Here is a 14929-nt window from a genome sequence, read left to right as displayed (position 1 = left end):
TTAATGGGTTAAAATTCTAGATTAATACCTGTTACAAAACCTCTATTAGAAGCATGGTATCTTACGTCAAGATCTATCCAAGGCACCTTGTTGAACACAAAGCCTGGGTTGAGTGCTTGCACATAAAATCTTAACTTAGACACTCCTAGGTGGTCTGTAATGTTTTCAGGGAAATTATACCCCAATGAAATATTACGGATCTTTAAGAATGAACCATTTTCATAACCTAGTGATCTAAAATATTGGTCGCCGAAACCAGCTGAGTAAATTGGTTTTTGGTAGTCTGAATTAGGGTCAGCTTCAGTATAGTAATCAACTCTTCTTTGGTTGTAACGTCCAACTAAGCCTTCACCACCAGCATTGTATTTGTAGCCCATACGACCATATAAGAAGATAGACAATTCAATGTTTTTATAGTTAAAAGTATTGGTTAAACCAACAATGTATTTTGGTATTTCGCTACCAATTATTACACGGTCGTTGTTTGCATCAATAACATAATCACCATTTTGGTCTACTGGGCGCACATTACCAGCCGTAAACGAGTGTCCATTAGCATTGAATAGAGCCATTTCTGCAGCGTCAGATTCTTGCCAAATACCAGCAGCTTCATAATCATAAATTACGTCTTGAGATTCTCCTATAAACCAAGTGTTAACCAAGTCATCTTCTTTACCGTTTGCTAAAGATACTATTTCGTTGTTTTGGTAAGATGCATTGAGTGTAGTACTCCACTCAAAATCTCCACTTGAGACGTTCACAGTACTCAATGTTAAATCAATACCATTGGTCTTAGTTTCTCCAATATTTGCAAAGGTACTTGTGAAACCAGTTACTGATGGAATTAATTTTTCAAGAAGCAAATCTGTAGTTTTAGAAGTATAGAAATCCAAACTTCCATAAATTTTAGATCCTAGTAATGAAAAATCAATACCTAAGTTATACTGTGTGGTTTGCTCCCAACTTAATTCTTGGTTAGCAAGTGTTTCAACATTCTCTTGGCCAGGTGTAGGTGTACTGCCTATAGGGTAAAACAATCCATTAAGACGACCTTTAGTTTCGTATGGATCAATGGCTGAGTTACCGGTTACACCATAACCTAAACGGAGTTTGAGTTGGTTTACAAAATCAACACCTCCCATAAAATCTTCCTTATCTATACTCCAGCCTAAAGCAACACTAGGGAAAAATGCCCATCTGTTACCATCAGCCAACTGAGATGCACCATCCCAACGTCCAGCCACAGTTAACAGATATTTATCATCAAATGTGTAATTTAAACGTCCCATATAAGAAAGCAATTCTCTTTCAATTAGACCAGACCCCCAAGTTCTTAAACTACTTACTGATCCTAAATTGTTCCATTTTTGGCTTGGGAACGGAATGTTATCTGCAGACATTGTGCTTGATTCCTCTTCAAATTGAGTCTGGCTTTGAAGTAATGTTACACCAAAATCATGTTTGTCAATAGTTTTATTGTAATATAACAAATGGTCAAGGGTGTAAGATAAACGCTGTCTTTTATCTAATGATGCATAAGCAGAACCATTTCTGATAACTGATTGAGCATCAAGGAAAATTCCATCTCGGTAAGTTTCAATATCAGGACCAAAGTTTGTTCTATACTTTAAACCTTCTAAAGCTGGTATAAAGGCACCAAAGTCTATTTGCCCATAAAAACTACCAAAAGCACGTAAAGTAACACGCTGATCTTGAGAATATTTCTCCTCATCTATAATGGTTTTTACAGCAATATCTCCACCAGGAAATTCTATTCTTTCTCCATTACTGTCATATGGCAGGGTGTACTGAAAGATAGTACGAGCACTTTCATACAAGCCATCCCTTACAGAAACACCAACGTTACCTGCGGTTGATTGGCCATACTCCTGTATACTATATGAAGTGTTTAAGCTAGCTCCAAAAGAGAACCAGTCAGTTGGTGTAAAATCAACATTGGCAATACCGCTGTAGCGTTTAAAGCCTTGACCTTTAACCACACCTTTATTATCGGTATAACCAAAAGAACCATAGGCTTTCATTTTTTCTGTACCACCACTAACACTTAAGGTGTTTTGGGTAGTAATTCCAGTTCTGGTAATAAAATCCGTCCAATCTGTTGAAATTAATTTAGACCCATCCCAAGAGCCGCCTTCCCATCCTCTAAGGATGTTGTTCCATGCGGTGTCATCGCCTGTAAAGATTGTAGCATCGTTTGCTTGGGTTGGTTGGTCACCTCTAACTGAAGATTCACCATTGTAATATTTTGCCCAACGACGATATTCTACATATTCACCGGCATTAAAAAGTGGTGAGAATTCATGGATTTTGTCTGTAGTTAAAGACGAATTGAAATTAATAGTAAATCTACCTGTTTTACCTTTTTTGGTTGTAACAATAACAACACCGTTGGCACCTCTTGAACCATAAATGGCCGTTGCCGAGGCATCTTTAAGAATATCGATAGATTCGATATCTTGTGGGTTTAGGTTTTGGATTCCTCCAGTGATTAATGGAATTCCATCCAATACATAAAGAGGCGAGTTTGATGCGGTTAATGAACGCACCCCACGGATTGTAATTGCTCCTAGCTCACCAGGTCTTTCATTTGATGTAATGTCTACACCAGCTGCTTTACCTTGCATAGCTTGAAGAGCGTCGTTAACTGGTCTAGTGGTTAGGTCTTCTGCACTAACACTAACAATGGACCCCGTTAAATCCGATTTTCTTTGGGTACCATAACCTACTACCACCACTTCACTTAACTGTGCAGCATCTTCTTGCATAACAACAGAGTAACTTGATCTAGAATCTACGGTTATTTGAGTAGTTTTCATACCAATGTAAGAAAGCACCAAAATGTCACCTTCTTTGGCTTCAATACTAAAATTACCGTCAAAATCTGTTAAAGTTCCCTTAGAAGAGTTCTTAATTAAAACGTTTACACCGGCTAGCGGTACCTCGTTTCCATCCTTTACATTTCCTGTAACTGTTTTTTCTTGTGCGGTCGCTAAAAGACCGAAAAACAGAAAAGAAATACAAATACAATACTTGAATAAAGATTGATTCATAAATTAATTTAGTTTAGTTAATAATTGTTTAGTTGAGTAAATTTAACAGAATTTAGATACAAACGAAAAAATATCAAAAAAAAATTTATAAAATATTTGTAATCGATTACATCAAAAAACTATTATTTTTTATTCTGAAAAATTTAAACTTTGGTGCCAAAGTATATATAATTGTTTCTGTGACTATCCTGTACTTACATGCTTAAAAAAAATAGACTTAAAATGTTATGCAGAACAGAGAAAATTATGGCCCGTTAATTCATAACATTAATTGGTTAAAGGGACAATCATGATGTCGTTATCTGTTAATAAACTAGAATTAAACAAAACCCATTTACCATCAGGACTTACAGATTGGTGCATATGTGCTTCTTTTGAAAAAGGACTGGTGCTTAATAGGCGATGGCCTTGGGTTAATAAAACAGTATCTTTGGGGTTAGATGCATTTAATCTATAAAGTTTGCCATCAAAGGTATCAGCAGCAATCCATTTGCCGTCGGGAGTTGCGTTGCAGTGCCAATAGCCTCCATCTATATCGGATTGGCCATGAAAAGTGAGCTCGTTGGTTCTTAAGTTAATAGAGTAAATTCCTGTCTGGTTTTTTTTCAATCTATCAATATGTCCCATTAAATGAAATAAGACTTTATCAGGCCCCATAAATACTTCATGGGTTACCCAATCGTTTGGTCTTTCTTCATATAGAGGTTTGTTGGAGACTTTTCCTTTTGAATCTATAGTTAAAAGCCATATGCGCTGTGGTGAATCTCCACCTGTTTCCCAGCAATACATAATTTCTCCAGATACATATGGATTGTTTTGTAAATGACCTATACGAAAAGGAACCTCAAGAATTTGGGAGGTCTTTCCCGTTTTAAAATCTATTCTATAAATGGCGTGGTTTTCTTCATTTAGTTTTGTTGAAAAAAACGCGGATTCTTCTTTGGCGTCTAATCCTATACCTGAAGGTTTAATTGAATCTGGTATCTCAGCAATCAATCTTTCATAAGCTTCAGGGCTCTTAACAGAATTATGTTCACTATCAGCTAAAAGTTTTTCTAAATTTAGTTCAATTAGCTTATTTTCTTTTACTAGGTAAGCTACATTTTTATGCCAGCCTAGATGCAGATTCCTTCCGCCTTTACCAGTTGTTATTTGTACAATTTCAAAATTGTCCACAGAAACAGCATAGTATTGTCTGTCCCAATTATCTTTTGTGGAAGTTCTATTGGAAGAAAAAACAATATACTTTCCATCTGCCGTCCATTGCGGATGTGTTTGATACATTTTGGAGTTGCTATGTCGAGATGTTGTAAGAGCGTTTACTTTAATACCTGTGACTTTATCGATGTATGTGAAATTCTCTGAAGGGAAACGTTGCCCAAAAATATCATCGCCAGCCATGTCAAAAGTATGGTCAACATCCGAAAGAGCAGAATAATCTTTGCCTTCAACTATTTGAGCGGGAATAAAATTTGAATAAAATGCAATGCATAATGTCGTGACCAAAACTTGTTTAATTTGAAACATGCTTTATAATTTATTTGATTAGTTTTCTTAAATTTATTGAAAAGTAAAAGTTTGTGTATCCTGTTCTTACATGTTCGTTTTTAGTGAATTGTAGTTTTACAGGATAGATTATTAAGTATAATCAAACAAAACAGGATGCCACAGGATAGGAGAAATGGCTTAGAGACTTATTTTTATTGAAAATTATTTATGAAACTTACCAATCTAACTTTGACATTGTTAATTGCACTAAATTTTTCTTGCAAAAAAAATAAATCAAAAGACAGTATTGTTGCAGAGCACGAAGTGGTTCAGATTCCAATGATGGAAACGGGAAAAGAGAGTTCTTTGGCAAAAGTTTGGATTGATTCTACTACGGGGCATAAAGTTGAAAAGTTGGTCGATAGAGAAGGTGGTAACCGAAGTTTTTACTTTCATAATAATCCATTTTTAAAGTCGATGGATGGAAAAGATGATTTAATGGTTTTTTCTGGACAAACTGAAACGGGTAATCAATTTTTCACCATTAACCTACAAACTAGGGAAATTGACCAAATAACCCATAGGGTTGGAGGAAAAAGAGGTGAAATAGTTGGCCCTAAAACCCGAAAAGTTTTTTATCAGATTAAAGACAGCGTTTTTTCTACACATATAGATACACATGAAACGGAGTTCATTTACAAGTTTGATAATGATATTTTAGGTTCGGCTTCCACATTAAATGCTGATGAAACCCTTTTGGCAGGCGCTTTAATTACCAAAGAAGAAAATGAGATTTTTAAGAAGAATCCTGCCAAGTCAAGTTATTTTGATAAAATTTATGAAGCCAAACTTGAGAGGAGTTTGTTTACCATAAATGTGAATACCAAAGCTTTCAACACCATATATTCCGAAAATGCTTGGTTAAACCATATCCAATTTTCACCTACCATTCCAGAGTTATTAATGTATTGTCATGAAGGTCCATGGCATAAAGTAGATAGAATATGGACAATTAACATTGAAACATTAAAAAATGAATTGATGCACAAAAGAACTGTTGAGCGTGAAATTGCAGGTCATGAATTCTTCAGCCGCGATGGAAAAACCATTTGGTTCGACCTTCAAATTCCTAGAAGCGTTACCTTTTACTTAGCAGGAAAACATTTAGGAAAAGAAGAAGAAACTCGATATGCTTTAAAACGTGATGAGTGGTCTATTCACTTTAATATTTCGCCAGATCAAAAAACATTTGCTGGCGATGGCGGTGACCCTGGTCAAGTAGCACGTGCCAAAGACGGCATGTGGCTGTATCATTTCACACCTCAAGGAGATAGCTTGGTGTCAACCAAGCTTGTAAACATGAAAAATCACAATTACGATTTAGAACCCAACGTACATTTTTCCCCAGATGGAAATCAAATCATTTTTAGAGCTAACTTTGAAGGAAATACTCAAATTTATGCTGTAGATATTAAAAAACACCACTAGACTAAAACCATGCAAAAAACTAATCTTATTGTAATTGCTTTATCAAGCATTTTAATGTTTTCGTGTTCAGGGAAAAAAAATACTGAAACGGCAGATGCCACTATTTTTCCAGAAATTAAATCAGAAACAAAACCTTGGACTCGTTGGTGGTGGATGGGTAGTGCGGTAGATTCCGCTAACATCAAGCAAAACCTAATCGATTTGCAAAAAGTTGGTATTGGAGGAGTGGAAATTGCCCCTATTTATGGTGTAAAAGGTGAGGAAGAAAATTTTATTAATTACCTATCACCAAAATGGATGCACATGTTAAGCTATACCACAAAAGTGGCCGATAGTTTGGGCATGCAAGTCGATTTAACTTTGGGTACTGGTTGGCCTTATGGCGGCCCCCAAGTAACTAGAGAATATGCTGCAACAAAATTGATCACCCAAAAATATGAAGTAAAAAAGGGAGAAACTTTTTCAAAGGAAATCAGGGTTGAAAACCCCAGAGAAAGGCAGCCCGCTACTTTAAATTATGTTTTGGCTTATGGAGAAAGTGGCGCTTATTTGGATTTAACTTCCGAAATGAAAGGCAACAAAATTGTATGGGAAGCCAAAGACGATAATTATACTATTATTGCAGTCTTCACAGGAAAAACAGGACAACAAGTAAAGCGTGCTGCTCCCGGTGCAAAAGGATTTACATTAGACCATTATTCTGAAGAGGCATTAAATACATACGTAAAACCTTTTGGCGAAGCTTTTATTGGTTTCTCGGGAAAAATCCGATCTATTTTTAATGACAGCTATGAAGTCTATGGCACCGATTTTACACCTAACTTTTTTGAGGCGTTTCAACATTATCGAGGCTACGATTTAAAACCTTTTTTACCTTTATTATTGAGCGAAGAAGATACTGATGAAGGCAACCGGTTAAAAAGTGATTACCGAGAAACCTTATCGGATTTGTTGCTCTATAAATTTGATGAACCTTGGACGCAGTGGGCAAACAACCACAATTTTAAATCGAGATTACAAGCCCACGGTTCTCCGGGAAATTTAATCGATTTATATGCCTCGGCCGATATTCCAGAGTGTGAAACTTTTGGCTCCATGCCTTATGATATTCCGGGATTACGACGTGAGATGGAAGATATCCGCGAGGGCGATGCTGACCCAGTAATGCTTAAGTTTTCATCATCTGCGGCACATATTTCAGGTAAGCCATTAACTTCTTCTGAGACGTTCACATGGTTGCGGGACCATTTTAAAGTGGCCTTATCACAATGTAAACCAGAAGTGGAAGATTTATTTTTAAATGGCGTAAACCATGTGTTTTTGCATGGAACTACTTATTCGCCAGAACGTGCAGAATGGCCGGGTTGGAAATTTTATGCTTCAGTAAACTTCAATCCAAATTTGTCTATTGGTGAAGACGAAAACCAACTATTTTCATACATTGCCAATTGTCAATCGTTGTTGCAGGAGGGCCAGCCAGATAATGAAACTTTATTATATTGGTCCATTTATGATGTTTGGAATACGTATTTAAATGGTTCATTGTTTTTTCAGTTTAAAATACATTCTTTGGAAGAATGGTTGCACCACGAACCGTTTTATGATACCACAAAAGGTTTAATGCAAAAGGGTTATGGTGTTGATTTTATATCAGACAACTTTATTGCTAAAGCTACCGTTAAAGACAGCACCATTCAATTACCCGGAGGAAATTACAAAGCTTTAGTCATTCCAACTTGTAAATACATGCCACTAAAAACCTTGGAAAAATTAATCGCTTTGAAAAAACAAGGAGCTAATATTATTTTCCAAGATGTTCCAGAATCGGTCCCAGGCTTCAATAATTACGAAAAAGAAAATAACAAGTTAAAGCAACTTTTAGAAAATAATAGTGCAATTGCTCAACCATCAAAAGATATTTATTCTGATTTAGGAGATGCCAATATTTACCCAGAAACGTTGGTTGAAACCGGTTTAAAATATATTAGACGAGATAGTAATGGCAATAAAATTTATTACTTGGTAAATCATACTTCAAAAGCTATAAATCAATTCATTCCAATTAATAGTGATGCTGAGTATGCTTTAATTTTAGACCCAAAAACAAATGCTTACGGTAAAGCTGAAGTGAAAATCGAAAATAAAAAAACTTTAGTGAAAGTAAACATAAAACCTGGGGATGCTTTATTTTTAAAAACGGCTGAAAGCACATCTGTTGCCGAATGGAACTATTCTGAAAGCACTAACAAAACCTATGATATTGAGGGAGTTTGGCAAATCTCGTTTTTAAGAGGGGGACCAGAATTACCCGATGCTGCTGTTATGCCTGAGTTGGTTTCTTGGACAACCTTGGGCGAAAAAGCTGAAAACTTTTCGGGAACAGCTAAATACGAAATAGAGTTTGAAAATCCAGATGCTTCAGTCAAAAATTGGGGATTAACCTTGGGCGATGTTCGGGAAAGCGCCAAAGTTTGGATAAACGGCAATTATGTAGGCACGCTTTGGGCAAATCCTTTTGAAATTAATATTGGCCCACTTGTTGAAGGTAAAAACACAATGATACTTGAAGTTACCAATCTTTCCGCCAATAGAATACGAGCAAAGGAGTTACGCGGTGAAGAATGGAAAAACTTTTATGAGATAAACATGGTAAACAAAGATTATCAAAAATTTGATGCCACAAAATGGAGTCCAATGCCTTCGGGTATCCTTGGTCCAGTTAAATTAACAGCTTTAAACTAAATACAACAAAATGAATACACGTATCGCTTATTTTTTAATTGCATTTTTATCGTTACAATTGATAACCGCTCAGGAAATTCCCGATAAAAAGGAAGTGTTGCATTATATGCAATTGACCAACAAATATTTTATGGAAAAGTGGCCGGATGTCGGTAAAACAATTGTTACCAACAAAGAACGACCAAGTAATATCTGGACGCGTGGTGTGTATTACGAAGGACTTATGGCATTGCATGAAATATACCCAAAAGAGGAATACTATAACTATGCATATGATTGGGCTGAATTCCACAATTGGAGCTTTAGGCATGGTGCTGCTAATCGAAATGCCGATGATTATTGTGCGGCACAAACGTATATAGATTTATACAATTTAGAACCTGATTCCAAAAAGTTAAAAGCAACAAAAGCGTGCATGAATATGCTATTGAATACACCTCAATTGGATGATTGGTCATGGATAGACGCCATACAAATGGGCATGCCAGTGTTTGCAAAATTAGGCGTTTTGGAAAACGATGAGCGTTATTTTGATAAAATGTACGATATGTACATGTTTACTAGAGATAAACATGGAGATAATGGACTTTATAATCCCAAGGACGGTCTTTGGTGGCGCGATGCTGATTTTGACCCTCCTTATACGGAGCCCAATGGAGAGGATTCTTATTGGAGTCGTGGCAACGGTTGGGTAATTGGGGCTTTGGCAAAAACATTGTCTATTATACCAGAAGATGCACCCCACAGGGAGCAGTACATTATTGATTTAAAATCTATGGCGCAAGCACTAGTTCCCATCCAACGCAAAGATGGGTTTTGGAATGTGAGTTTGCACGACCCAACGCATTATGGAGGTAAAGAAACATCAGGAACGGCATTATTTGTTTACGGAATGGCTTATGGTATTAACAACGGTATTTTAGATAGAGAAAAATATCTTCCTGTGGTTATTAAAGGATGGGATGCCATGGTAAAGGAAGCAGTACATAAAAACGGCTTTTTAGGGTATTTACAATCTACCGGAAAAGAACCAAAAGATGGTCAGCCATTGTCTTATGATAAAGTTCCAGATTTTGAAGATTATGGTTTGGGTTGTTTTCTTTTGGCAGGAGCTGAAGTTTACAGGTTAAATTAGACTAGAAGCGTTAATTGATTTTATTGAAACTTTGATTGGATTGAACCATAAACTTCTAAGTATAATTGAATTAAAATCATGAGGTATTTGATGGAGTTCAATAAACTTGTATGTGCTATATTAATTATTTTCAATACTGGCCAACTCACCTCACAAGAATTCAGAAGAACTAAATTCAATTTCAATTCCGATTGGAGATTAAAATCTGGTGACTTCAAACATGCCGAAACTAACAATTATGACGATTCATCTTGGAAGTCCGTAACATTACCCTATGCCTACAACCAAAAAGAGGCATTTTTAAAAGCCATTGATGACCTTACAACTGGAATTGTTTGGTATAGAAAAACATTTGTTTTACCTAAAGATGCAGAAGATAAAAAAGTGTTCATTGAATTCGAAGGCATCCGTCAAGGAGGAATAATTTATGTAAACGGACAAAAAGTAGGGATGCACGAAAACGGTGTTATGGCCTTTGGTTTTGATATTTCTAAATTTGTAAAACCTTACCCATTCAAAAATGTAATTGCCCTTCGCATTGATAACGATTGGAAATACAAAGAAACGGCAACAGGAGCTACTTACAGATGGAACAACACCAATTTTAACGCCAATTACGGTGGCATTCCAAAAAATGTTTATTTGCACATTACCAATAAATTATACCAAACGCTTCCTTTATATTCCAGTTTAAAAACTACTGGCGTTTATGTTTATGCCAAAGACATTGATATAAAAAACAAAAGTGCTTCTGTACATGTTGAAACAGAAATCAGGAATGAATTTAAAGATGATAAAGAAGTGGTTTTGCTAGTTGAAATATATGATTTGGAAAAAAATAAAGTTGCTTCGTTCTCATCTGAAAAATCTAAAATAAATTCAGGTGAGATCATAACTTTAAAGTCAAGTCAACTATTGGGTGATCTAAATTTCTGGAGTTGGGGCTACGGTTACCTATACACAGTGAAAACATACTTGAAAGTTGATGGTGAATTTGTTGATGAAGTTGAAACCATAACAGGTTTCCGAAAAACAGCATTCAAAAATGGCGAAGTCCTTTTAAACGACAGAGTTATTCAAATTAAAGGATATGCACAACGTACCAGTAACGAATGGCCTGCCATAGGCATGTCGGTTCCAGCATGGGTGAGTGATTTTAGTAATAATATGATTGTTGAAGGCAATGGCAATTTGGTGCGATGGATGCATGTTACACCTTGGAAACAAGATGTTGAGTCATGCGACAGGGTTGGACTTATGCAAGCCATGCCAGCGGGAGATGCCGAAAAAGATTCTCAAGGAGACCATTGGAAACAACGGGTTTCATTGATGAGAGATGCTATTATTTACAATAGAAACAACCCAAGTATTATTTTTTACGAATGTGGTAATGAAGTGATAAGTGAACCCCATATGCATGAAATGAAAAGCATCAGGAATACGTATGACCCTTATGGAGGTCGTGCTATTGGTTCCCGTGAAATGTTGGATAGTAAAGAGGCTGAATACGGTGGAGAAATGCTTTACATCAATAAAAGTGCAGGTAAACCACTTTGGGCAACAGAATATTCAAGAGACGAGGGTTTAAGAAAATATTGGGATGAATACAGTCCTCCATACCACAAAGATGGTGACGGCGGTACCACGCATTCAAATGTAAACGGCAGTAAAGTAGCCGATGCCAGCCCATATAACCGTAACCAAGACTCACATGCCATTGAAAATGTTATCCGTTGGAATGATTATTTCGTGGAGCGCCCTGGTACCGGTCATCGAGTTAGTTCTGGAGGTGTTAATATTATTTTTTCAGACACAAACACGCATTTTAGAGGTGCCGAAAACTATAGAAGAAGCGGTGAAGTAGACCCTATGCGCATTCCTAAAGACGGTTATTTTGCACATCAAGTCATGTGGGATGGTTGGGTAGATATTGAAAATTTTAGAACGCATATTTTAGGACATTGGAACTACGCAAGCGATGTTGTGAAAAATATTTACGTAGTTTCCTCAGGAGAACGAGTAGAATTATTTGTAAATGAAAAATCTAAAGGTTTTGGCGAAAAAAGCAATAGTTTTTTATTCACTTTTAAAGGCATTCAGTGGGAAGATGGTAGTATAAAAGCGGTAAGTTATGATAGTGATGGTAATATACTGAGTGGGGATGAAAAGATAACAGCAGGAAAACCATTTCGAATAAAATTAACGCCACATTTTAACCCCAATGGGTTTTTGGCCAATGGTGCTGATGTTGCTTTGGTAGATGTTGAAGTGGTGGATAAAAATGGTCAAAGATGTGCATTAGATAACAGTTTAGTTGAATTTTCGTTAAAAGGAAATGCCTCTTGGTTAGGTGGTATTGCTCAGGGAACAGATAACTACATTCTTTCTAAAAATCTTCCTGTTGAGAATGGGGTGAATAGAGTAATGATTCGTTCGGGTTTTAAAGCCGATAGAATTAGTATTATGGCAAAATCAAAAGGTTTGGAATCTGATAAAATTGAAATAACGACAATTCCATTTGAAACAGAAAACGGACTTTCAACCCAATTACCAAACCATAATTTGCCATCATATTTAGAACGAGGGCCAACACCGTCAAAACCTTCATATACCATAAAAAGGAATCCGATTTTTATCAGCCATGCCACAGCATTGTCAAATCAAGATATGGTTTATAATAGTTATGATGATAATGAATTAACTGAATGGCGCAATGACGGAAGGATTAAAACAGGGAAAATCACATATACGTTGGCTAAAACTTCATTGGTAAATGAGTGTGTCGTAAAATTTACAGGTTGGCGCAGAAAAAGCTACTCTATTCGTATTTTAGCAGATAATCAATTAGTTTACGAAGGTGATACAGAACGTAGTTTAGGGTATATTACCATACCTCTAAAACCAGTTTTGACAAAAGACATTACCATTGAATTAATAGGAATAAATTCCGATAACGATGCATTCAACCAAATTGTTGAGGTAGACCCCAATAAGGAACTGGATATGTTTAAAGATACAGATGATGAAAACAAAAAAGGCCAATTAAGAATAGTAGAAATTGAATTTTATGAGGAATTATAGAAAACCACAAGCTTTAATTATAATATTAATTTTAGGAATTACGATTAATATGTTTGCTCAAAACAAAGAAATCCCTCTATGGGAAAAAGTACCCAATAGCATTGAAAATGGGGATTATAAAGAAAATTTCAGGTTAGATAATGAGGGTAACCCGAATGCCATCCGAAATGTTTCTACCCCAACACTTAAAATCTTTTTGGCGAATAATAATAAAACAGACAATGCTGCTGTAGTTATTTGCCCTGGAGGAGGCTATGGTGTATTGTCTCATATTAAAGAAGGAGATAAAGTGGCTGAATGGCTCAATTCCGTTGGGGTATCTGCTTTTGTTTTGAAGTATAGATTGCCAAGTGATTTGATTATGGAAAACAAAACCATTGGCCCACTTCAAGACGTACAAGAAGCAATTAGAACCCTGCGGCGAAATGCAAAAGAGTGGAATTTAAATCCCAATAAAGTTGGTGTAATAGGATTTTCGGCTGGAGGACATTTAGCTTCAACGGCTTCAACGCGATATAATGATGAAGTTTACAACCATGATGGTATCAGCGCTAAACCAGATTTTTCAATGTTGATTTATCCCGTTATTTCAATGGAAGATGGAATTACGCATAATGGCTCGAAAGTTAATCTTCTTGGAAAAAATCCTTCAAAAGAACTAATCGAAAAATATTCCAATGAAAAACAGGTTGACAAAAATACACCACCAACCATTTTAATCCATGCTACTGATGATGGCGCGGTACCCGTTGAAAACAGTATCAATTACTACATGGCATTAAAAGAAAATAAAGTGCCTGCCGAAATGCATATTTATGAAAATGGTGGCCATGGTTTTGGGTTGGGCAGATTTGGTACTCACCTCAATTGGCCAAAAGCTTGTGAGGAATGGTTGATTGCAAACAAGTTTGTTCCCGAAAAAGAGGTTTATATGTTTTCATATTTTAAAGGCAATGGAGAGGATGGGCTACATTTAGCCTATAGTGAAGATGGTTACAAATGGAAATCCCTAAAAAACGATGAATCATTTTTAGCGCCAGAGGTTGGTAAAGACAAACTCATGCGAGACCCTTGTATTATTAAAGGAGGTGATGGACTTTACCATATGGTTTGGACGGTTAGTTGGACAGATAAGGGTATAGGTTATGCCAACTCCAAAGATTTAGTTAATTGGTCTGAGCAAAAATTCATCCCTGTTATGGAACACGAGAAAGGAACTCGTAATACTTGGGCACCTGAGATTACCTTTGATGAAGCCAACAAAGAATACATGATTTATTGGGCCAGTACCATAGTTGGTAAATTTCCTGAAACCCAAATTGAGGAGGATGCTGGTTATAACCATAGAATGTATTACACGACCACGAAAGATTTTGCAACATTTACACAGACAAAATTGCTGTATGACCCCGGTTTTAATGTTATAGATGCAACCATTCAAAAAATGGAGGATAAATATGTCATGTTTTTAAAGGATGAGACTAAAGTTCCAGTTAGAAAAAATTTAAAAGTCGCTTTTGGTGATGATCTTACCGGGCCATATTCAAAAGCTAGCGAACCTATATCCGGAAAATATTGGGCTGAAGGACCAACCGCCATCCAAATAAATGGAACTTGGGTGGTTTATTTTGACAAATATAGGGATCATAAATACGGTGCCATTCAATCTTCAGATTTAAAAACATGGGTGGACATTTCAGAAAAAATTGAGTTCCCAAAGGGAACACGACACGGAACGGTTTTTAAAGTTCCAAGTTCATTATTTAGGAAAATAATGAATCAATAGACCGTATATCTATAAAAATCGCATTTCATCTAGCTTTCAATAAATTACAGGTAAGTACAGGATAGCAAAGCTTAAATACATTCATATTTTTATGAACAATCGATTACATTAATCGATAATTATCTTATATTTAAGGGA

The 14929-nt window shown here is 36.1% G+C and carries 7 protein-coding genes; 5 read left to right on the top strand and 2 right to left on the bottom strand.

Annotated elements, in window-relative coordinates:
• Positions 1 to 8: 8 nt before the first annotated feature.
• Both WJN01_RS09630 and WJN01_RS09625 read right to left on the bottom strand, forming a co-directional pair.
• Positions 9 to 3071 carry a SusC/RagA family TonB-linked outer membrane protein gene (locus WJN01_RS09630; protein WP_445196943.1) on the bottom strand — a complete coding sequence of 1021 codons (3063 nt, stop codon included), beginning with the start codon at positions 3069 to 3071 and terminating at the stop codon, positions 9 to 11.
• A 267-nt stretch (positions 3072 to 3338) separates the two neighbouring features.
• Positions 3339 to 4598: an oligogalacturonate lyase family protein gene (locus WJN01_RS09625; RefSeq protein WP_445196942.1), complete on the bottom strand. Its 1260-nt coding sequence runs from the start codon at positions 4596 to 4598 to the stop codon at positions 3339 to 3341.
• A gap of 189 nt (positions 4599 to 4787) precedes the next feature.
• Here WJN01_RS09625 and WJN01_RS09620 point away from each other — a divergent pair, with 189 nt between their 5' ends.
• The 5 genes from WJN01_RS09620 to WJN01_RS09600 all read left to right on the top strand — a co-directional run bounded on the left by WJN01_RS09620 (position 4788) and on the right by WJN01_RS09600 (position 14791).
• Positions 4788 to 6047, top strand: a complete 1260-nt coding sequence (locus tag WJN01_RS09620) for an oligogalacturonate lyase family protein (RefSeq protein WP_445196941.1) — start codon at positions 4788 to 4790, stop codon at positions 6045 to 6047.
• A 9-nt stretch (positions 6048 to 6056) separates the two neighbouring features.
• Entirely contained in the window at positions 6057 to 8789 is a 2733-nt protein-coding gene (locus WJN01_RS09615; protein ID WP_445196940.1) for a glycosyl hydrolase, read from the top strand.
• Positions 8790 to 8799: 10 nt separating this feature from the next.
• Positions 8800 to 9924 carry a glycoside hydrolase family 88/105 protein gene (locus WJN01_RS09610; protein ID WP_445196939.1) on the top strand — a complete coding sequence of 375 codons (1125 nt, stop codon included), beginning with the start codon at positions 8800 to 8802 and terminating at the stop codon, positions 9922 to 9924.
• Positions 9925 to 10014: 90 nt separating this feature from the next.
• Positions 10015 to 13005, top strand: a complete 2991-nt coding sequence (locus tag WJN01_RS09605) for a sugar-binding domain-containing protein (RefSeq protein WP_445196938.1) — start codon at positions 10015 to 10017, stop codon at positions 13003 to 13005.
• Complete coding sequence (locus tag WJN01_RS09600; protein ID WP_445196937.1) at positions 12992 to 14791, top strand: prolyl oligopeptidase family serine peptidase; 1800 nt, start codon at positions 12992 to 12994, stop codon at positions 14789 to 14791. Before WJN01_RS09605 ends, WJN01_RS09600 begins: the two co-directional genes overlap by 14 nt.
• Positions 14792 to 14929: the final 138 nt, after the last annotated feature.

This window comes from Tamlana sedimenti, assembly GCF_038148895.1.
In the GTDB taxonomy this organism is placed as follows: domain Bacteria; phylum Bacteroidota; class Bacteroidia; order Flavobacteriales; family Flavobacteriaceae; genus Tamlana.
The sequence above is the reverse complement of the archived record's forward strand: the minus strand, read 5'-3'. Positions and strand labels throughout refer to the sequence as shown.